Origin of the sequence: Bradyrhizobium lupini (genome assembly GCF_040939785.1) — a bacterium.
Taxonomy (GTDB): Bacteria; Pseudomonadota; Alphaproteobacteria; order Rhizobiales; family Xanthobacteraceae; genus Bradyrhizobium; species Bradyrhizobium canariense_D.
Window position 1 is genome coordinate 7,393,453 of sequence record NZ_CP162553.1, and the last position, 20,361, is coordinate 7,413,813.

At 64.4% G+C, this 20,361-nt stretch carries 16 protein-coding genes and 2 pseudogenes; 9 read left to right on the forward strand and 9 right to left on the reverse strand.

Going from position 1 to position 20,361, the window contains the following annotated elements; all coding sequences use genetic code 11:
• Nucleotide 1: 1 nt before the first annotated feature.
• Nucleotides 2-241 (reverse strand): hypothetical protein, encoded by a 240-nt coding sequence (locus tag AB3L03_RS35610; RefSeq protein WP_162496319.1) that lies wholly within the window; start codon nucleotides 239-241, stop codon nucleotides 2-4.
• A gap of 330 nt (nucleotides 242-571) precedes the next feature.
• On the opposite strand from AB3L03_RS35610, the gene AB3L03_RS35615 reads away from it, so the two are divergent.
• From AB3L03_RS35615 to AB3L03_RS35625, 3 genes are all read left to right on the forward strand, one after another.
• Nucleotides 572-1,480, forward strand: a complete 909-nt coding sequence (locus tag AB3L03_RS35615) for a dihydrodipicolinate synthase family protein (protein ID WP_085384798.1) — start codon at nucleotides 572-574, stop codon at nucleotides 1,478-1,480.
• Between the two features lie 142 nt (nucleotides 1,481-1,622).
• The gene (locus AB3L03_RS35620) at nucleotides 1,623-2,594 is read left to right on the forward strand and encodes an SDR family oxidoreductase (RefSeq protein ID WP_085353399.1); all 972 of its coding nucleotides are present in this window, start codon (nucleotides 1,623-1,625) and stop codon (nucleotides 2,592-2,594) included.
• 275 nt (nucleotides 2,595-2,869) lie between these two features.
• A complete protein-coding gene (locus AB3L03_RS35625; protein ID WP_018455141.1) occupies nucleotides 2,870-3,988 on the forward strand; it encodes a S9 family peptidase in 1,119 nt (372 codons plus the stop codon).
• Nucleotides 3,989-3,998: 10 nt separating this feature from the next.
• Here the strand turns inward: AB3L03_RS35625 and AB3L03_RS35630 are convergent.
• Nucleotides 3,999-4,506: pseudogene (locus tag AB3L03_RS35630) on the reverse strand (MarR family winged helix-turn-helix transcriptional regulator).
• A 406-nt stretch (nucleotides 4,507-4,912) separates the two neighbouring features.
• On the opposite strand from AB3L03_RS35630, the gene AB3L03_RS35635 reads away from it, so the two are divergent.
• Nucleotides 4,913-6,469, forward strand: coding sequence for a porin (locus AB3L03_RS35635; protein ID WP_368507969.1), 1,557 nt, complete (start codon nucleotides 4,913-4,915; stop codon nucleotides 6,467-6,469).
• A gap of 335 nt (nucleotides 6,470-6,804) precedes the next feature.
• Here the strand turns inward: AB3L03_RS35635 and AB3L03_RS35640 are convergent, their stop codons facing one another.
• From AB3L03_RS35640 to AB3L03_RS35650, 3 genes are all read right to left on the reverse strand, one after another.
• Nucleotides 6,805-7,284 (reverse strand): GcrA family cell cycle regulator, encoded by a 480-nt coding sequence (locus AB3L03_RS35640; protein WP_018455139.1) that lies wholly within the window; start codon nucleotides 7,282-7,284, stop codon nucleotides 6,805-6,807.
• A 73-nt stretch (nucleotides 7,285-7,357) separates the two neighbouring features.
• The gene (locus AB3L03_RS35645) at nucleotides 7,358-7,555 is read right to left on the reverse strand and encodes a hypothetical protein (protein ID WP_007603456.1); all 198 of its coding nucleotides are present in this window, start codon (nucleotides 7,553-7,555) and stop codon (nucleotides 7,358-7,360) included.
• A gap of 200 nt (nucleotides 7,556-7,755) precedes the next feature.
• Nucleotides 7,756-8,697 (reverse strand): acetamidase/formamidase family protein, encoded by a 942-nt coding sequence (locus tag AB3L03_RS35650; RefSeq protein WP_368507970.1) that lies wholly within the window; start codon nucleotides 8,695-8,697, stop codon nucleotides 7,756-7,758.
• 182 nt (nucleotides 8,698-8,879) lie between these two features.
• Between AB3L03_RS35650 and AB3L03_RS35655 the strand changes: the two genes are divergently transcribed.
• The 3 genes from AB3L03_RS35655 to AB3L03_RS35665 are packed head-to-tail and all read left to right on the forward strand — an operon-like array spanning nucleotide 8,880 to nucleotide 11,662.
• Nucleotides 8,880-9,629 (forward strand): YdcF family protein, encoded by a 750-nt coding sequence (locus AB3L03_RS35655; protein ID WP_245288410.1) that lies wholly within the window; start codon nucleotides 8,880-8,882, stop codon nucleotides 9,627-9,629.
• 57 nt (nucleotides 9,630-9,686) lie between these two features.
• Entirely contained in the window at nucleotides 9,687-10,469 is a 783-nt protein-coding gene (locus AB3L03_RS35660) for a DUF169 domain-containing protein (RefSeq protein ID WP_219682248.1), read from the forward strand.
• 14 nt (nucleotides 10,470-10,483) lie between these two features.
• Nucleotides 10,484-11,662 (forward strand): trans-acting enoyl reductase family protein, encoded by a 1,179-nt coding sequence (locus AB3L03_RS35665; RefSeq protein WP_204511369.1) that lies wholly within the window; start codon nucleotides 10,484-10,486, stop codon nucleotides 11,660-11,662.
• Between the two features lie 158 nt (nucleotides 11,663-11,820).
• Here the strand turns inward: AB3L03_RS35665 and AB3L03_RS35670 are convergent, their stop codons facing one another.
• Nucleotides 11,821-13,017, reverse strand: a complete 1,197-nt coding sequence (locus AB3L03_RS35670) for an FAD-dependent monooxygenase (RefSeq protein WP_368507971.1) — start codon at nucleotides 13,015-13,017, stop codon at nucleotides 11,821-11,823.
• 146 nt (nucleotides 13,018-13,163) lie between these two features.
• On the opposite strand from AB3L03_RS35670, the gene AB3L03_RS35675 reads away from it, so the two are divergent.
• Nucleotides 13,164-13,640, forward strand: coding sequence for a MarR family winged helix-turn-helix transcriptional regulator (locus AB3L03_RS35675; RefSeq protein ID WP_051462695.1), 477 nt, complete (start codon nucleotides 13,164-13,166; stop codon nucleotides 13,638-13,640).
• On the opposite strand, the gene AB3L03_RS35680 is transcribed toward AB3L03_RS35675, so the two are convergent.
• The 3 genes from AB3L03_RS35680 to AB3L03_RS35690 form a co-directional block, all read right to left on the reverse strand.
• The gene (locus tag AB3L03_RS35680; protein ID WP_247369842.1) at nucleotides 13,609-14,865 is read right to left on the reverse strand and encodes an O-antigen ligase; all 1,257 of its coding nucleotides are present in this window, start codon (nucleotides 14,863-14,865) and stop codon (nucleotides 13,609-13,611) included. The genes AB3L03_RS35675 and AB3L03_RS35680 overlap by 32 nt on opposite strands.
• 180 nt (nucleotides 14,866-15,045) lie before the next feature.
• Nucleotides 15,046-16,596, reverse strand: a complete 1,551-nt coding sequence (locus tag AB3L03_RS35685) for an undecaprenyl-phosphate glucose phosphotransferase (protein WP_368507972.1) — start codon at nucleotides 16,594-16,596, stop codon at nucleotides 15,046-15,048.
• Nucleotides 16,597-16,716: 120 nt separating this feature from the next.
• Nucleotides 16,717-17,850 (reverse strand): glycosyltransferase family 4 protein, encoded by a 1,134-nt coding sequence (locus tag AB3L03_RS35690; RefSeq protein ID WP_204511365.1) that lies wholly within the window; start codon nucleotides 17,848-17,850, stop codon nucleotides 16,717-16,719.
• A gap of 203 nt (nucleotides 17,851-18,053) precedes the next feature.
• Between AB3L03_RS35690 and AB3L03_RS35695 the strand changes: the two are divergent.
• Nucleotides 18,054-20,328, forward strand: a pseudogene (locus tag AB3L03_RS35695) (GumC family protein); the annotation flags it as partial.
• Nucleotides 20,329-20,361 lie beyond the last annotated feature (33 nt).

The following is a 20,361-nucleotide window of genomic DNA, read 5'->3' on the forward strand; positions in this document are numbered from 1 at the left end:
CTTAGGCGTGGCCCTTGACCTCGTAGCGACCCGGAACGCATTTGTAGCGATCGAGCCGCCAGTTGGCGTGGTAGATCGGATGCTCGCCCATCCATTTCGCCAATGGAGCCTGTGCGCCGATCGCACACTGCATCATCGACATCTCGGGCGTCATGTTGCTGTCGGTCACGATTTCCTCGATGCAACTGCCTGAGCTGGCTGCACTCAGCCGGCAGAGCACGGCAACGACGGTCACGAACATTCCAGTCACCTCATCGGTAGTTTCTGACCACGAAGAGGATGCAAGCGGAGTGCCAGAGCCTGTGACGCAAACAACACGCTGACCTGGCCGACTCGACCCAGCGTCCGGACTCCATTTAACGATTCGGATTGTAAAAAAATTGCCCCTAAACCGAAGCCGGGCAAATACGGGGAACCGGGTCAATAATAACCGCAGGGATGTCGAATGCTGGGAGCAGCGCCGCGCCGGTGGCGCTTCACAGGCCGCTTGTAACCGCTAGTCTTTCAGACCGCGGCCACCCGCCAAAAGATCGGGACCGCCACAAGGGATATGGAAACGCGAGGGCAGACCATGAAGACACGACCGACCGGCGTAATCCCGCCGATGACGACGCCGTTCCGGAAGGATGGCGAAATCGACTACACCCTCGTAGCAGCCCAGGTCGACTGGATGATCGGCGCCGGCGCACACGGCGTCGCGGCCGGCGGCTCGACCGGCGAGGGGCATACGCTCGATCACGAGGAATATCGCGACCTGATGGAGGCGACGGTAGCCGCGGTGAAGGGGCGCATTCCCGTCATCGCCGGCATCATCGTCGACTCCACCCGCGATGCGATCCGCCGCGGCAAGCTGGTGCGCGACATGAATGTCGCAGCGCTCCAGGTCACGCCGGTGCATTATCTGTTCAAGCCAGACGACGAGGCGATGGTGGCGCATTTCCGCGCCATGGCGGACGAGACCGGCATGCCCATCATCATCTACAACGTGGTGCCGTGGTCCTATCTTTCCCCGGCGCTGCTGACGCGGATCATGACCGAGGTGCCGCTGGTGGTCGGCGTCAAGCAGAGTGCGGGCGATCTGAAACTGTTCGCGGACCTCATGATGATGGCGCCGGAGAAGCTGATCTACAGCGCGGTCGATGCCCTGATGTATCCGTCCTACACATTGGGGGCCCATGGCTCGATCGCCGCGATCCTGACCGCCGCGCCGCATGCCTCCGTCGCGCTGTGGGATGCGGTGAAGGCGGGTGACCATCCGCGCGCGCTCGATCTGCACAAGAAGCTGTTGACGCTGTGGAACGCTGTCATCGCCGACAATCTCCCGGCCTGCACGCGCTATGCGCAGACGCTGCAGGGCTTGCCCAGGACTTACCCGCGCGCGCCGATGCCGGAGCCCTCAAGCGCGCAGCAGGCGGCGATCCGCAAGGCGCTGGACGGCCTCGGCGCGTTGAACGGGCGGCGCGTCGAGGCGGCCGAATAGTCCGCGCCCCGAAATCCCTGATGAACATGGCAGCGCCGATCCGCTTTTACCTGCGGATGCGGCGCTGCTACATTTTGCGCGCGCACCGATGCGTGGCGTAGCCATGAAGAAACATACCGACAAGGGAGGGGCCGAAAGTCCCATGAATGATTTTGCAGGAAAGATCGCCGTCATCACCGGCGGCGGTACGGGAATGGGACGCGAGCTCGCGCGGCAGCTCGTCGCCGAGGGCTGCAATGTCGCGATGTGCGACGTCTCGGAAGCCGCGATGGCCGAGACCAAGCGGCTGTGCGAGGTCGAGAAGCTGCCGCAGGGCTTGCGCGTCACGACGCATGTCGCCGACGTCTCGATCGAGGATCATCTCAAGCGATTCCGCGACGAGCTCGCCGAGCAGCAGAAGACCGACCGGATCCACCTTCTGTTCAACAACGCCGGCATCGGCGGCGGCGGCAGCCTGTTCACCAACACACGCGAGCAGTGGGAGCGCACCTTCAACATCTGCTGGGGCGGCGTCTATCTCGGCGTCCGCACCTTCCTGCCGATGCTGGTCGCGGCCGACGAGGCCCACATCGTCAACACCGCGAGCGTCAACGGCTTCTGGGCCTCCATCGGCATGAACCAGTCGCACACCGCCTACAGCGCGGCGAAGTTCGCCGTGAAGGGATTTACCGAAGCGCTCATCAACGACCTCCGCCTGCACGCGCCGCATGTCAAATGCTCGGTGGTGATGCCCGGCCATATCGGCACCTCGATCGTCTCCAATTCGCGCAAGGTGCAGAGCGCCGACGGCTCGGAGCGGCTCAACGCCGACGAGATCGCGCTGACCCGCAAGCGCATGGTCGCGGCCGGCGTGCCGGATGCCGACAAAATGTCGGACGAGGACATCCAGGCGGCGTTCGCCGAGCGCGCCCGCAGCTTCCTCGAGGATGCGCCGACGACGGCGGCTCAGGCCGCCAGGATCATCCTCGACGGGGTCAAGGCGGAGCAATGGCGCATTCTCGTGGGTGAGGATGCAAAGCGCCTTGACGAGCGCGTTCGTGCTACGCCGGAGCAGGCCTACGACCGCGCCTTCTACGAAAGTTTCACGCAGGAGGTCGGCTGGCGGCTCGGCTGACGCAGGCGACGAGCGCGCGCCGATATAGGTATGATGCGCATCATGGCAAGAGGCGCGCAGGCAATTTCACGTGCCACCTCTTGCCAGTTCGCTGCCGGCGTTTCTTGGCCGTGTCGGCCACTCCTGACGCATTGGAATGTCACGCATGCGACACATCCCTGCGTTCAAGCGATGGTGATCTCGAACGGCTCTCATTGGGCGCGCCGCAGCTTGGTCAGGGAACCAAAATAGTTTATTCAGTCACGTGTAAGGCGATGACCAGAGCGTAGCTCCCGATGATACCCGCATGCCTCTCCGACGACTGGATCCTTTGCCCGGAGCGAGAGGACATCTCCGCTGAGTTCACGCGGCTCCTCACCGCGGCCCAGGACGGCGGCGCCACGATCGCCGAATGCCTGATGATCGCGCGGCAGCTGAAGCGGGGCGACGACCAGTCCTGGCATCGCGAGTGGAAGAAGCTGGCGCAGGCCAATCGCCATCGTGCCGAGGCCGCGTTCGCGGAAGGTCACAGGGCGACCGCGCAGCGCAATTGGCTCCGCGCCATGAATTACTACAGCGCGGCCGCAATGCCGCTCGATCAGGCGGACGAGCGCCGCTGGGTCGCGGTCCTCGCGATGCAGGATTGCGCCCGCCGCTTCCTCGCCGCGCGCGACCCTGCCGGGGAAGTCGTGACGATACCCTGGCTCGACGGACATTCGTTGCAGGGCTATTTCCTGCCCGCGCACGCGCCGTTGGGACGCGTGCGAGCCCCGACCGTGATCTGCATCGGCGAGCCCGGCCATCGCAAGGAAGAGTTTCTGTTCAAGCTCGCGCCGCACGCGCGCGAGCGCGGCTTTTCGCTGCTGGCGCTGGACCTGTTCGGCGACCAGCGCGACGATTATCTCGACGCGCTGTTGCGGCGCCGGGATCTCGAGAGTGCGATTCCGTGCGTCATGGACTATCTGGAGACGTGCAGCGAGGTCGATTTCGAGCGCGTCGCGATCGTCGCCGATGGCTGGGGCTCTTCCTTCGTGGCGCGCGCGGTGCTGCAGGAGCCGCGGCTTGCCGCCGCCGTCTGCGATGGCGGCCTGTGGGACCTGCACGAGCGGGCCTTCTTTGCCAGCCGATTCGCGATGAGCGACGTCAGCATCGTTCCGGTGCCGCATGCTCCGCTGATGGCCTCCAGCGCCGACTGTCCGGTGCTGATCACGCTCGGCGAGGACGGCTGGCTCAAGGCCGATCGGGCGCGTCAGATCGTCCAGACCTCCCGGCTCGGCAGTTCGGATGTCATGTTGAAGGTGTTCACCGCGGCCGAAACTGGCGCGGCGCAGGCCCATGCGGACAATCCGAGCCTTGCCAATGAATACATCTTCGATTGGCTGGAATCGCGGCTCGGCGCCGCGGGGCGCATCTGAGGACGTCGCCTCAGAAGTCGAGGGTCAGGCGGACGCAGGCCTTTTTCGAGACGGGTCTTCAACATCGCGAGCTTGGTGGTGAATTCCGTCAGCTCTTTCTCGTCGAACTCCTGGAAGACGAATTCCTTGATCGTCTTGTACTGCTCGTTGAGGCTCGCCAGGTGCTTTTGCGTCTTCTCGGTCAGTGATAGTCGGACCACCCTTGCGTCGGTTGGCGAGGGGCGGCGGCGCAACAGGCCCTTCTTCTCGAGCAGCTTGGACTGGGTGGTGACGAACGACGGATCGACGTGGAGCAGTTTCGAGACGACGTTGACCGGAATGCCGTCGTCCTTGTCGAGGTCGGAGATCGCCATCAGGATCAGCCATTGCGGGCCGCTGATGCCGAGCGTTCTCGCCCAGAACTGACGCAGCTCCTCCAGATACATGTTGATCGACGATATCTCCCAGGTGAAGCGCCTGATGATATCCAGATTGCCGATGGTGCGGAGGCGCGCCCCTTCTTTCCTCGTCGCTGACACAGCGTCACTCCCGTGATCTGATTTGTATGCGGCCGGTGTCGTGCAAGCCATAGTCCACGCAAGCCTGCTCTGACGCAAGTGCAGAGCAGGGTAATTTTGTCAGTAAAACTACAAAGATGATCAGCTCACGGAATCGGTTCGCAATGGTGTTGCGAACGGGGCACAGGTTTAGCAAAACCAACAAAGCTGACTAAATAAGGTATTTTGATTACCGAAAGGCGCAGGCATATTGCTTCGTGGCGGTGGGGGGTACTCGATCGTCCCGTTGCAGGTGGTTTGCTCACGTCCCTCGCGTCGAAAGAGGGTGTGTCCGAAGCGCAAAGCGGCCGAGCGGATTTCAAAGACGGGGATCTTGGGGGGCCTCACGGTCCGGTCTTCGTAAAATGAGCAACTTGGAGGTTTTAATATGAAAGTGGTGAAGAGCCTTTTGCTCGGCACTGCGGCGGGTCTGATCGCCATCGGTGGAGCTCAGGCGGCTGATCTTCCGGTCAAGGCCAAGGCGGTCGAGTATGTGAAGGTCTGCTCGCTCTACGGCGCGGGTTTCTATTACATCCCGGGCAGCGACACCTGCATCAAGCTGGGCGGCTATCTGCGTGCCGAAGTGGCGCTCAATGCCGGCGGCAATTACAGCGCCCAGTACAACAACGTCTTCGCGGCCAACAACCGCCTGACCAACTATTACTCGATGCGCGCTCGTGAAGATCTCAACATCGACACCCGCACCGCAACCGAGTACGGCGTGGTCCGCACCTATTTCGATGCGGTCTTCACCTGGACGACCGGCAACTATGTCGGCGCCGGTTCGGGAACGGGTGCGACCCAGTACAGCGGTACGCTCGGCCTCAACGCCGCAGGCACGAGCCTGATCGGCTCCAGCGGCGGCGCCGTCAACGGCACCGACGGCACGATCTCGGGCGGCGCGCTCGGCGTCTACTACGCCTTCATCCAGTTCGCCGGCTTCACCATGGGTAAGGCCGTGTCGCAGTTCGACGCGCCCTGGATCAACTATCCCGGCAACAACTTCGACCAGCTCGTCGGCGGCAGCGGCACCACCAACGGTGTTGCCCAGTTCACCTACACTGCCGATCTCGGCCAGGGCGTGACGGCGATCGTCTCGGCCCAGGACCAGACGCAGGTGTTCCAGACCGCGCTCTGGAATACGGCCGGCATGTCCACCGCCGGCGTCCTCGGCGGTGCCTACGGCTCCAACGATCTCGGCGGCACCCGCTCCCCCGATCTCGTCGGCACGCTCCGCGTCGACCAGGCCTGGGGCCTGTTCCAGGCCTCGGTCGCTGCGCACGACAACCACGTCGGCTATTACGGCGCGAGCGAAGTTACCGGTCATCCTGAAGACAAGTGGGGCTGGGCCGTCCAGCTGGCGCTGTCGATCAAGAACATCCCGACCGGTGCAGGCGACGTGATCAACATCTCGGGCGTCTACACCGACGGCGCGAGCCGCTACAACTTCCAGGAGCTGGCAGCGACCAGCTACTCGATGTTCGGCGGTTCGGGCGGCGCGTATCAGAGCATCGGCTTCGCCGGCGTGTCTGACGCGGTGTTCGCACCCGGCAGCGGCCTCGAGCTGACCAAGACCTACGGCTTCCGTGGTGCCTACACTCACAACTGGAGCCCGTACTGGAATTCGGCGCTTTATGGTGCGTGGGCTGCCGTCAACTACAGCGGCACCGCCAAGGGCATGATCTGCGGCAGCGCCGCGTTCGCGACCCTGACCGGCACCTGCAACCCGGACTTCAACATCGGCCAGATCGGTGTCATCACCCGCTGGACCCCGATCAAGAACCTGACCTTCTCGGCTGACTTCACCTACAGCCATCTTGACCAGAAGTACTCGGGCGTGATCACGACGCCGGCGCTCACCAGCGTTGCCAAGCCCGCGGCGACCTATGAGCTAAAGGACCAGGACACCTACAGCCTGTTGGTTCGCGCCCAGCGCAACTGGTAAGCCTTGGTCCTCGGACTTGGGTCTTCACACCTGGGTCTTCGGATAGAACGCAGCCCCGGCGGGACACCGCCGGGGCTTTTTTACTGAGATGAGCTTTTTTTACGAAGATGGCCTTCGGAAAATCCGGCGGCACGTGCGGGCGGCGAAGACGAGCCATGCGAATCGATGGGCCCAAATTTATTTACTTACCTGAGCTACTAAGCTATATTACTTCCAGCCGATGACGAAAGTTGCGGCTCTGACTTGATGCTAAACCTCCAGAAACCTCCGGCAATGCCCTGCCGGAGGTTTTTCGTTTTGGGCATGGCTCCAGGACTCGCCTCCAGGACTTGGCTCTAGCCGCGCATGACGCGCGCGCGGGAATTCGGCCGGTAGGCGAGGCGGCTGTGGCCGGCGCAATAGGACTGGCCGTCGGGTGCGGAGTTGCCGCAGAAGCAGAAATCGTCGGCGCCAGGTGTCGAGATCGGCCAGCGGCAGCGGTTCTCGGCAAGCTCGAGTAGCGAGCAGCGATTGGCGTCGTCGATCGGACCGGTGACCATCGGCGCACCGGTCTCGCCGTAGATCGTGGCGAGCATCTCATATTGCAGCCGCGGCACGGTCCGCGGCGCGCGCGCCGGCGCCAGGCCCCTGTCGTGAACCTTGCGATCGTCGATGGTTCGGCCGCGCGTGAGATTGAGGCGAGACAGCTTGCCGATCACGGCGTTGCGGCTGACGCCAATGTCGGCGGCGATCTCGCGGCAGGAGAGCCCGGCCTCGAAATGCTGCCTCAGAAGTTCGATGCGTTCGTCGGTCCAGGTGGGTGAGAGAACAGGCATGTGTAACGGTCCCAGGTTGCAGATGTCGGCCATCCGCCTCTCGAGATCCGTCCGCCTCACGTTCGGCGCGCGCTCACGTCCTGCCATTGTCGCGAATCGACAAAAGCCCGTCCTTGATGGCGAGACGGATGCCTTCCTCGATCAAGGTACGTGCGACGCCGGGAACGCTGGTGCCGTGGGTGCCCTGTCTCACCAGCTTCTCCAGATAGGTGATGGTCGAGAGCGCCAAGGTTACGGGAATGCGGTCAGTCTCGGCTTTTTCGGTGGCCATGGCCGAACGCTAGCCTCTTACTCGGGTACATAAAAGTTACGATTAAGACTCTATTTAGGTTTGGAGGCAGAAGTCAAATGCAGGCTGCGGCGCCTGGTCAGCCCGTTGGAATCGCGAGGGAAATTTAGGCATGACAAGGCACGCCGCGCGGCAGGCCGGCGGCGGCGTGGCTTCGACCGGTCAGGAGTGGGCCGGTCGGCTCAGCCGTGCACGATCGTCTTTTCGATCATGCAATGGATGCCCTTGGAGCCGTTGACGGTCTGGGTCACCCGCAGATCGGCCGCCAGGCTGCACAGCGTATAGGCGTCCTCGCGCGACAAATTGCGCCTCTCGCCGAGCAGCACGATCATGTCGCGCAGTGCCCGCACCACGCACTGGTCCAGATCGGGGTCCATCGCCATGGTCATGTAATGCGTCGCCGTCTCGCCGCGGGGATAATCGAGCCTGAGGTCCTTGCGCAGCGTCAGGCGAAAGCGGCCCTGGAGTGCTGTCTCGATCGCGGTGACGCAAACCTCGCCGTCGCCCTGCACGCCATGGCCGTCGCCGCAGGAGAACAGCGCGCCCGGGACGAACACCGGTAGGTACAACGTCGCGCCGGCGCCAAGCTCCTTGTTGTCGAGATTGCCACCCATGGCGCGAGGAACGAGTGAGGAAATGCGGCCCCAGGCCGGCGGCGGCGAAACGCCCATCACGCCGAAGAACGGCTTGAGCGGCAGGTCCAGCCCCCACGGCATGCGGGCGACCATCCGGGAACGGTCGAGCGGGATGTTCAGAATGCGCGTCTCGTGGAAATCGTCGGGCAGGGTGCCGGACAGCGGCTTGATCATGTTCCAGCCCCAATCCTGCCGGAGCTGGACGTCGAGGATCTCGACCGCGAGCACGTCGCCGGGCTCGGCGCGCTCCACCGCGATCGGGCCGGTGAGGATGTGGCCGGGCAGCATGCGCTCGTTCTTGGCATGAACCTCGTGCATCTCGGGCGGAATGTGAAATTTGCTGCGGTCGGGCAGCATGTCCGGACCGCCGCTGATGGTGTCGACCGTGACCTCGTCACCGCTCGCGATGGTGAGGACGGGCTTGAGCGCAGCCTCGAAGAAGCCCCAATGACAGGTCTCGGGGCTGGAATGCAGGTGGTGATGGGTCATGTGGCGTCCGTCCGTTTCACAGGCCCGGGCTTGACCAGGCAATCGATCCTCTTCCAAGAAGCTTTCTGAAGATCGACGGGCGGGTCAAGCCCGCGCGCAACGGGCACGATCATTCCAGCGAGGCTCCCCTGCTTTTTGTCCTGTCCAAGACCCTCGGCGCAGCGGTGCTGCCGATCAACTTGATGATCGAGCTCGGAATCGTCTCGGTCGTCCTGATGGCGACGCGCTTTGCCGCCTTCGGCCGCAAGCTCGCCGCGGCCACGCTGATCCTGCTGGCGCTCGCCGCGTTTTCGCCGCTCGGCAACCTCTTGCTCTATCCGCTGGAGTCGCGTTTTCCGCCGTGGGATCCGTCGCGCGGTGCGCCCGATGGCATCATCGTGCTCGGCGGCTCGATCGACACCGATCTGTCGGCGGCGCACCGCACGCCGGTCGTCGCGCACGCGGCCGATCGCCTGTTTGCGCCGGCCGAGCTCGCGCGCCGCTATCCGAACACGCGCATTGTCTTCACCGGGGGCACCGCGAACCTGGTTTCGACGGACTCCCGGGAGGCCGACTACTCCGCGCCGATCCTGGAGAATCTGGGCATCGCGAAGCAGCGCCTGATCCTGGAGCGGGACTCCCGCAACACCTACGAGAATGCCATCTTCACCAAACAATTGGTGGCGCCGAAGGCGGGCGAACGCTGGCTCCTGGTCACGTCGGCCTTTCACATGCCGCGTTCGATGGGAATCTTTCGCAAGGCGGGATTCGACGTCGAAGCCTATCCCGTGGACTGGCGAATGGGCGGGCGTGACGATCTCTTCTCTTTCACCAATGTCGGCACGGACGGGCTCGGCCGAACCGAGGTCGCCGTGCGCGAATGGATCGGGCTCGTCGCCTACCGCCTGATGGGCCGGACTGGCGAGTTGCTCCCGGGGCCGGCGAAGGACTAGAACCGTTCAAGAAGCAATAACAGCACCGGCTCACGGTCGCCGGCCCCGGAGGACGCCATGCAACAGCAGAGTGCAGACAGCATCGATCTTGCCGGCCTCGTCGCCGATCTCAACAGCCTGTTGCGGCTGAAGACCACGGTGATCGGCATGAAGCTGTTCGCGCGGACCGCGGACATGGAGGCAATCCCGAAAATCCGGCGGCCGAACGCGGTCCACACCACCGACCAGATCGTCAGCATGGCGGCGCGTCTGGGCTGGACAGTGGGCATCACGGCCGACGATCTCGTCGGCGCGCAATGCCGCGCGGTGATCGGCCTTGCACCGCAGGACGAGAAATGGCTCGCCGGCGAAAACTATGTCGGGGTCTGGCACGGCACGGCCGAGGACGCACGCAAGCGCCAGGAGGCGCTGGATGTGGTTCCGTTCGGGCAATATCAGGCGCTCGCAGTCAGTCCGCTGGCGAGCGGCCGGCTCGATCCGCCGGACATCTGTCTCGTCTATGCGACCCCGGGGCAGATGATCATCCTGATCAACGGGCTGCAATACACCGGCTACAAGAAGTTCGAATGGGGCGTGGTCGGCGAGACCGCTTGCGCCGATTCCTGGGGCAGGGCGCTCAAGAGCGGTGAGCCCAGCCTGTCCTTGCCATGCTACGCCGAACGGCGCTATGGCGGCGTGCCGGACGAGGAGATGCTGATGGCCCTGAAGCCGGAACATCTCGCCAAGGCGGTTGTGGGCATGAAGGCGCTGGCGAAGAACGGCCTGCGTTATCCGATCCCGCCCTATGGTATTCAAAGCGACGTCCGTGCCGGCATGGGCGTGAGCTACGCGAAGAAGTAAAGCAAAGGCGGATCATGAGCTCTGCGAAATTCGACATCGTCGTTTATGGCGCGACCGGTTTTACCGGCCAGCTCGTCGCCGAATACCTGACCCAGCGTTACAAGAGCGACCACGCGCTCAAATGGGCGATGGCAGGCCGCAGCCTCGGCAAGCTGAAATCGGTCCGCGATGCGATCGGCGCGCCCGGGAATACGGCGTTGATTGTCGCGGATGCGTCGGATGCGGCTTCGCTGAAGGCGATGGCGGAGCAGACCATGTCGGTGATCACCACCGTCGGCCCGTATCAGCTCTACGGCGAGGAGTTGCTCGCGGCCTGCGTGGCCACGGGCACGGATTATTTCGATCTCTGCGGCGAGCCGATCTGGATGCGCCAGATGATCGACAAGTACGAGGCGGCTGCAAAAGAGAGCGGCGCGCGGATCGTGTTGTCGTGCGGCTACGATTCCGTGCCGTTCGAGCTCGGTACATTCTTCGTCCAGGAAGAGGCTAAACGTGTCTTCGGCGCGCCGGCCCCGCGGGTGAAAGGGCGTGTGCGCGACATGCGGGGCACGCTCTCGGGCGGCACCGCCGCCAGCGCTAAGGCGACCTTCGATGCGGTGGCCAAGGATCTCAGCCTTGTCGCCATTCTCAACGATCATTTTGCGCTGACGCCCGGCTTCACCGGCCCGAAGCAGCCGAAAGGCAACAGGGCCGCCTTCGAGGAGGATCTGCAATCCTGGGCCGCGCCGTTCACGATGGCGCTGATCAACACGCGCAACGTTCACCGCTCCAACATGCTGATGGGATTCCCCTACGGCCAGGACTTCGTCTACGACGAGATGGTCCTGACCGGTCCCGGCGAGAAGGGCGAGGCCAACGCCAAGCTCGTGATGGCTGCCAATGCGGGCAAGACCGGCCCCGACGCACCGAAGCCGGGCGAGGGGCCGTCGAAGGAAGAGCGTGAAAACGGTCTGTTCGATCTGCTCTATGTCGCGATCGCACCCGATGGCCGCATGGTTCGCGCCGGCGTCACCGGCGACCGCGATCCCGGCTACGGCTCGACCTCGAAGATGATCTCCGAATGCGCCATCTGCATGCTGCGGGACACGACTGACGTCGCAGCCGGCTTCTGGACCCCGGGCGCGGCGATGCAGCACAAGCTGATCAAGCGGCTGGTCGAGAATGCCGGGCTGACGTTCGCGGTGGAGAAGTAGAGGCGGTCACTTGCCGCAATCACGGTGTCATCGTCCGGCTCGACCGGACGATCCAGTATTCCAGAGACGGCACCGATTGAATCGAGAGGCCGCGGCGTACTGGATGCCCGCCCCGGTGCGCAAGTGCGCACAAGGCGGGCATGACAGCGTTCGTGCCACTACACCGCCCGCGCGTCGTAGGCGTACATGAACTCCATGCTTTTCGCGCCCAGCGGCAGCAGCCACTTCATCATCTGATTGCGGATCCACGCGCCGGTGGCGCTGAACTCGCGCTTGTTGTTGCCGTTGCGGCGGGCCATGGAGACGATCTTTTCCGTGCGCGGGCGCCGTTCGGCCTCGAAGGCCTGGAAGGTGGCGCCGAGCTCCCGGCCTTGCTGCATCAACCGGGCGAGGCGCATCGCATCCTCCAGCGCGAGCGAGGCGCCCTGGCCGGCATGGGGGCTGGTCGCATGGGCGGCATCGCCGATCAGCAGCGAGCGCTTGCGCGACCAGGTCGGCAGGGTGGCGACGTCGAGCGTGTCGGTGACCACGATGTTCTCGGCTGCCTCGATGATGCCAGGGATCGGATCGTGCCAGCCGCGGTGGAAGCCGCGCAGGTGCTGCTTCAGCGTTGCATGGTCGAGCGCGCGAAACATCGCCGCGTCCATGCCGTGCGCGGGTTGCGTGCTCCACCACATCACGCCGTCGTTCGGATCGGGGCTGCAATAGCCGTAGCCAAAGAAGCCGCTCTGTCCGAACGTGGTTTCGACGTGCCGGCCGATCGGCCGGCCATCCAGGACGGCGTGCGGCACGAAGCCGCCGAAGCCGATCAGTCCGGTATCGAACGGCTGCGGCCCGTCCGGCACCACTTGGCGTCGCGTCACCGAATGCACGCCGTCGGCGCCGATCAGGAAGTCGCCTTCGGCCGTGGTACCGTCGGCGAAGTAGGCGATGATCGGCTGGTCGGCGCGATCCTCGATCTTGATCAGGCGCTTCTCGAAATAAAGTGAAACGCATGCGCACCAGGCCTTGTCGATCAGCATCTCGTTCAGCGTGGCGCGGCAGACATTGACCGCGGGCTGGCCGAAACGTCGCGCCATGTCGCGGTTGATCGATCCGAGCCTCTCTCCGCCTTGCGAATAGAAGTCGAACGATTCCGCGATCGAGCCGCGGCTGATCAGCTCATTCGAAAGGCCAATCTCGTCCATGACTTGCATGCCGTTCGGCGCGATCTGAAGGCCGCCGCCGATGCCTTTCGAATAGGGCCAGCCTTCGTAGATCGCGGACTCGATGCCGGCGCGGCGCAGCAGGACCGCCGCGACGGGGCCGGCGATGCCGGCGCCGATGATCAGGGCCTTGCGAGGACGATAGGACATGGCTTGCTCCCGACGTTTCCCTGGTGCTAGGAGAATTACAGTCGCTAAATCTCTTAGTGACTAAGATATATATCGACTAAGATATGAGGTTTGCCTTGTCAAGGACGAAGGCGCGCGCCGCGCTGCTGCAGGAGCTCGAGGAAGCGATGCGCAGGTCGTCCGCGCAGGGCGTGCTTTATGGCCAGACCGTTGCGAACGTTGCCGGAATCGCCAATTCCGACCTGGAATGCATGGACATCCTGTACCTCGAAGGCCGCGTCACCGCCGGCCGGCTCGCCGAAGTCACGGGGCTCACGACCGGCGCCATCACCGGCGTGGTCGACCGGCTCGAAAAGGCGGGCCTGGTCCGTCGTGAGCGCGACGATGCCGATCGTCGCAAGGTCTTCATTGCGGTCGTGCCGGAGGCGATCGAAAGGCTCGGCCAGTTCTACGTGCCGATGCAGCAGGCGATGGAGAAGGTTTTTGGCGGCTATTCCGACCAGGAATTGCGCCTGCTGCTGCGCTTCGCCAATGAGGGCTACAAGGGCGTGCTGGCGGCGACCGCGGCGCTGAAAGGCCTGCTCGACACGCCGCCCGAGAAACGCCCCGATCTCAAGCTGAAGAAGCTTCGTCGCCAGCCCTGATCTTGTAGATCTGCGCAGCCGCGATCATGCCCCACATCGCGCCCAGCATCATCCAGAAATGCCGCCAGTGGTCGGTGTCGATCACGAAACTTTCTCCGACGGTGCCGACGAAGGCGGAGAACACCGCCAGATAAGCGCGCTGCCAGGGCACCGGCACGAAGATGTGCCTGACGCCCATGATGACGGTCGTGAAGACCAGCGCGGGGTAGCAGATGCCGGACAGCCAGCCGCCCGACATGAAGGCGTTGAGATAAGAGTTGTGGGTGTCCTCGGGGAAGAAGCGGTGGAATTGCAGCGGGCCGATGCCGAACGGCAGGTCGAGCGCCATCTCCGCTCCCAGGATGTGCCGGCCGAACCGGCCGAACCTGCCTTCGTCGTAGCTCTGGTCGAAGCTCGCGCGCTGCTTGAACATTTCGGCGGTGGAATCGAACGACATCAACACCGCGATCAGCGCGAGGCCCAGCACCGCGGCCAAAATCGCCATGACGATGATGCGCGAGCGCTGCGCGTTGGTGCGGCTGGTCAGCACCATCAGCGCCAGCATGAAGGCGGATGTCAGCACCAGCCCGCCCCAGGCGGCCCGGGAGAACGCGAGCAGGATCGCGAGCGACATGATGCCGAAGGCGATGACGTTGCGGAGGGCCTTGCCGAACTTGTCGGAGACGACGCTCTGCAGCGAGAACAGCGCCGGCAGGATCAGGAAGGCGCCGAGCACGTTCGGATCCTTGAAGGTGCCGCGCGCGCGTCCGTACAGTGTCAGGAGGTCGTCGCCGCCGGGAACCAGGTGGAAGTAGCCGGCGACCGCCGACAGCGAGGCGACCATCGCGCCGATCACGAGCCCGCGGCGGAGCATGTCGAGCCGGGCAGCGGTGTCCTCCGACGTGACCATGGCGAAGAACACGACCGTCACCGCCATGTACCAGGAGGTCGCAATCCAGCTGACCACCTCGGACTGCTCGAACAGCGGGATCGCGCTGATCGTATAGCCGATATTGAGCAGGACCAGCATCAGCACCAGCGGCATCAAAGCGAGCCGCAGACGCAGTCCGGTGGCGAAGAAGGTGACGGTGGCCAGCAGCGTCACGATCTCGTAGGGGCTCGGCTCGATGAACACGATCGCGCCGGAGGCGCCGACCAGCCATACCAGCGCGCGCTGGAGCGCCAACACGCCGGGCGCGGCCCGAACCGCTGCATTCATCTCCCCGGCTGTTGCCGCATACGCCATCACACGCTCACACGTTTACGCAACTGGTACGCCACAAATACCGCTGTCATCGCCCGGCTTGACCGGGCGATCCAGTACTCCGCGGCGTCTATTGCGGAAACGGCCGGCGCCGCGGAGTACCGGATGCCCCGCCCCAGTGCGCAACAGCGCACAAGGAGGGGCATGACGGAAATATTCAACTCAATACGCGTTCTCGTTCTTGGTCAGCAGCGAGATCGGCGTCTTCAGCAGAATGACGAGATCGAACAGCACCGACCAGTTCTCGATGTAATAGAGGTCGAACTCGACGCGCTTCTGGATCTTCTCTTCGTTGTCGATCTCACCGCGCCAGCCGTTGATCTGGGCCCAGCCGGTGATGCCGGGCTTGACCCGGTGGCGGGCGAAATAGCCGTCGACGGCTTCGTCGAACAGGCGGCTCTGCAGCTTGCCCTGTACCGCATGCGGACGTGGGCCGACCAAAGAGAGATCGCCGGAGAAGACCACGTTGAAGAGCTGCGGCAGCTCGTCGAGGCTGGTCTTGCGGATGAAGCGGCCGACGCGGGTGACGCGCGAGTCGTTCTTGGTCACGACCTTCGAGGCCGTCGGATCGGCCTGATGATGGTACATTGAGCGGAACTTGTAGACGTCGATGCGCTCGTTGTTGAAGCCGAAGCGCTTTTGGCGGAACAGCACGGGTCCGGGGCTGTCGAGCTTCACGGCCAGCGCTACCAATCCCATCACCGGCAAGGCCACGAGCAGCGCGAGGGTGCCGACCATGCGGTCGAACAGCCATTTCATCACCAGGTCCCAGTCGGTGATCGGCGCCTCGAACACGTCCAGCGTCGGCACCTCGCCGATATAGGAATAGGAGCGGGGGCGGAAGCGCAGCTTGTTGGTGTGTGCGGAGAGGCGGATGTCCACCGGCAGCACCCAGAGCTTCTTCAGCATCTCCAGGATGCGCGTCTCGGCGGAGATCGGCAGCGCGAACAGCACGAGATCGACGCGGGTGCGGCGGGCGAATTCGACGATGTCGTCGACCTTGCCGAGCTTGCGCGCGCCGGCACAGGTGTCGAGCGCGCGGCTGTCGTTGCGGTCGTCGAACACGCCGAGCACATGGATGTCGGAATCCTCCTGCTGCTTCAGCGCCTCGACCAATTGTTCGCCGTTGCGGTCGGAGCCGACGATGATGGTGCGGCGGTCGAGCCGGCCCTCGCGCCCCCAGGCGCGCACCAGCGAGCGCAGCACCAGACGCTCGCAGAGGAGCGCGGCGAGCCCGAGGACGTAAAAGGCGGCAAGCCAGAGCCGCGATATTTCGCTGCCGAACTTGGCGAAGAAGGAGATGCCGATGAACAACAGGAAGACGAACGACCAGGACGAGATCATCCGCGTCATCTGCCGGAGCTGACCGCGGAACAACTGCACCTGATAGATATCGGCGGCCTGGAAGCAGACCACGGCGGAGACCGCGACGGCGATGATCTGCGCGGGATAGATCCAGCTGAAGGAGCCGGCGTGCGGCATGACATAGCCGAGATAGAGTACGATGCCGACGAGGCTCAGCAGCGCGAAATCGGCGAGGCGCACGAAGCCGGTGATCACGATCGGCGAATAGGCGCGGGCGACCTTCTGGTTGACGACGTCGAGCGCGGCGGCCGAGAGCCGTTGACGCCGCTCCACAAAGGGCCGGTCAGCCGGCTTCGCCGCGGCGCTGGTCGCGGCATCGAGCATCGAGCGTGCGTTGAGCGGTTCCACGGGCGTCCACGTCCATTCCAAAAACCCGCGGGCCGCGTCCTTGCGTCCCGGGCGAGCATCCCCTGGCGCTTGGGTTATCGGACAAATCGGAAGATTCTCTAAAGCGGGTCTTAAGAATGGTTAGTGATTGGTAAATGCGTCGCGATAGCCCGCGAGCACGCCCTCGACCATCGCCTGCTGCGAGAAATGCGCGGAGATGCGCTCGCGAAGCGACAAGGCGCGCTGCGCTGTTCCCAGCGGATTGTCGAGCGCGGCCGCGATCGCCTCCGCCATGGCTTCCGCGTTGCTCGGCGCAAACAGAGCCGGGTTCTCCGCGCCGAAAATCTCGGGAATGCCGCCGATCTTGGACGCAATCATCGGTATCCCGGCGGCACCGGCCTCGATCACGACATAGGGCATGGAATCGCCACGCGAGGGAACGACCAGCAGCCGCCCCTTGGAAAAGCCGTAGCGTGCCTTGACGTGACCGATGAAGCGGATGGCGCTGGAGAGGCCGAGCCTCTCGACTTGCGCTTTGAGCGCCGCGGTCTCCTCGCCGTCACCGCCGAGCGTCAGCGTGACCTTCTTACCGCCCTCGTGCAGGCGCGCCACCGCGTCGACCAGCAGATCGGCGCCCTTGATGTGCCTGAACTCACCGACATAAGCGAGGTCGGTGGCGTCGTCGGCCATGACGACAGGTTCGAATTCCTCCGGCGTCACGCCGTTGAAGACGCAATGCACCACGCCCTTCGGCTTGCCGACGATGCGCTGATAGGTGTCGCGGGCAAACGCGCTTTCGAACAGGAACAGGTCGGTCGCGTCCATCAGCGCACGCTCGAGCCGCGCGTAAAACTCGCCCTTGAGGGTGTTGAGGGGATAATGCAGCGAGCCGCCATGCGGGGTGTAGATGCGGATGGTGTCGTCGGATCGCCGCCGCATGCGGATGAAAGCGCCGGCCTTGGCGCCGTGGCCATGCATGACGTCGGGCTTGAGCGTGGCGATCAGGCGCCGCAAGCGGAACCAGACCAGCACATCGTCGGGCGACGGTTCGCGGCGGATCGCCATCCGGTGCACGCCGAGCTTCAGCCGCGGTGCGAGCTCGGCAAGGGCCTTGTCGGCGCGCTCACCGCCGGTGAGACTGTCGGCGAGGATGCCGACATGATGGCCACGATCGACCTGGCCGTTGGCGACGTCGAGGATGTGGCGGAAGATGCCGCCGACCGGAGCGCGCACGGCGTGCAGGATGCGAAGCGGCTGGTCGGGAAAGGGGGGCATGATCAAAACCAGCGCTCGACGGCGAATGCTCGAACAATCTGACGAAATATCGAGACGGATTAAGAGGCCTCGTGGTTAACAAACGGTGACGGACGCACCTGCGCGAGCCGCCCGACGCTGCGATTAACCCAGCGGCAACCTTAATGGAGTGTAATCGCCCTGGTTGAGGTAGGTTCGTGGCGTTGCGCCTGCGGGAGTGTTCGATGCGTTTAGCGTTCTGGCGTGCCGGCAAGGACAAGGCGGTGGTCAAGCGGGCTGTCTCGAAGGCAGCAGCCAAGCGGGCTGAACTCGAGTCCAGCATTGAAGCAAAGCCTGCGCCCGTTGCTCCGCGGCCGGCGCCAGTCGAATCCGGCGACATCGACCTGCACGCGCTCGGCGCGGCATTGGCGCGCAAGCGCGGCTGGATCATCGTTCCGACGGTGCTGGCGCTCGTCGCATCCATCGCAATCGTCAATCTCATCACGCCGCGCTACAAGTCTGAATCCCGTATCCTGATCGACGGCCGTGAGAACGTGTTTCTGCGGCCCAATAGCGATCGCGCCGAGGAACGGCAGGCGCTCGACGCCGAAGCCGTCACCAGCCAGGTGCAGCTCGTGCTGTCGCGCGATCTCGCGCGCGAGATCATCAGGAAGAACAAGCTTGCGGAGCGGCCCGAGTTCGATCCGGTGCTGCAAGGCGTTTCGCCGCTGAAGTCTCTTGCGGCGCTGGTCGGCATGGGCCGCGATCCGTTCTCGATGACGCCGGAAGAGCGGGTGCTGGACGCCTATTACGAGCGCCTCCAGGCCTACGCTGTCGACAAGTCACGCGTGATCGTGATCGAATTCCAGTCTGCCGATCCCGATCTCGCCGTGCGCGTCGCCAATTCGATCGCCGACGGCTATCTCGTGCTCCAGCAGGATGCGCGCCAGGACCAGGCCCGAAACGCCAGCCAGTGGTATGCCGGCAGGATCGACGAGCTGCGACGGAATGTCTCCGAGGCCGAAGCGAAGGCCGAGGACTTCCGCTCCAAGTCGAGCCTGTTCGTCGGCACCAACAACACGACGCTATCGAACCAGCAGATGGGCGAGGTCAACACCCAGCTCAACAATGCGCGCGCGCTCAAGGCCGATGCCGAGTCCAAGGCGCGCCTGATCCGCGAGATGATCCAGAGCGGCAAACCGATCGAGATCGTCGGAAATTTTGAACTCGGAATCGATGCGCACGCCTTCGCAGCAGCGCGTGGCGTTGCGGGCCCAGCTGGCCGAGCAATCGTCGACGTTGCTCGGCAACCATCCGCGCATCAAGGAGTTGAAGGCGCAGCTCGCCGACCTCGACACCCAGATCCGCGACGAGGCCGCCAAGCTCGCCCGCACGCTCGAAAACGATGCGCGCGCCGCCAGCGGGCGCGTTCAGGAATTGTCGGCGAGCCTCGAGCAGCTCAAGAAGCAGGCGACGGCCACCAACGGCCAGGACGTGCAGCTCCGTGCCCTCGAGCGTGAGGCCAAGGCGCAGCGCGACCTGCTCGAAACCTATCTCGCGAAGTACCGTGAGGCCAACACCCGCGAGACCATCGACACCGCGCCGACGGATGGCCGCATCATCTCGCGCGCCGTCGTCTCGAACACGCCGGCCTATCCGAAGAAGCTGCCGATCGTGCTGATCGCGACGATCGCGACACTGCTGCTCTCGTCGGGCGTCGTCGTCACCGGAGAGTTGTTGCGCCAGACCGCGCCCCGTGCGGTGGCGGTGTTCACGCCAACGCTCATGCGGGCGTCGGCTCGCCAGGAACAAATCGTCCAACCGGAGGTCGTCGAGCCCTTCGCCGATCCGGTCGTCGATCCGGTCATGGCAGAACCCGCGCCGCTGCAGCCGGAGATGACGGCCGATGCCGATGTCGCCGAATTCGCGGAGATCGAGCATCTGGCCGACAGCCTGCGCGCCGCCGGAGCCATGGCGAAGAAGGTCACGGTGCTCGGCACTGCGAGCGGCGAAGCCATCACGCTGTCGACGCTGACATTGGCCCGGCACCTGGCGCGCGATGCGCGGGTCGTCGTGGTCGATCTCGCCGCGTCCTCGCCGACCATGGCCGCCGTGTCCGTCGATGCCTCGGCACCCGGCCTCGCCGAACTGATGCAGGGCGAGGCGTCGTTCGCGCAGATCATCACCCGGGACAAGCTCTCGCGGCTGCATCTGGTCATGGCAGGCCGCCCCGGCTTCGATCGCAGCCTGTTGCAGTCGCCCCGCGTGACGCTCGCGATCGACGCGCTGCTGCGCGCCTACGACCACGTGCTGCTCGATGCCGGCAGTGCCTCCGACCTTCCTGCGGAGCTCCTGACGGCGAATGCCCGCGCCGTCGTCGTGCCCGACGCGTCGATGGCGCCGGATGCGCGCGCACTGATGTGCGAGCAGCTCAGCGCCGTCGGATTCAATGAAGTGACGATGCTGAACAGACCGGTGCAGCCGTCGGATGCGAGGGACGCGCCGCGCGTCGTGGCGGCGCAGGCGTTTTCTTACCCTCTCCCCCTGTGGGAG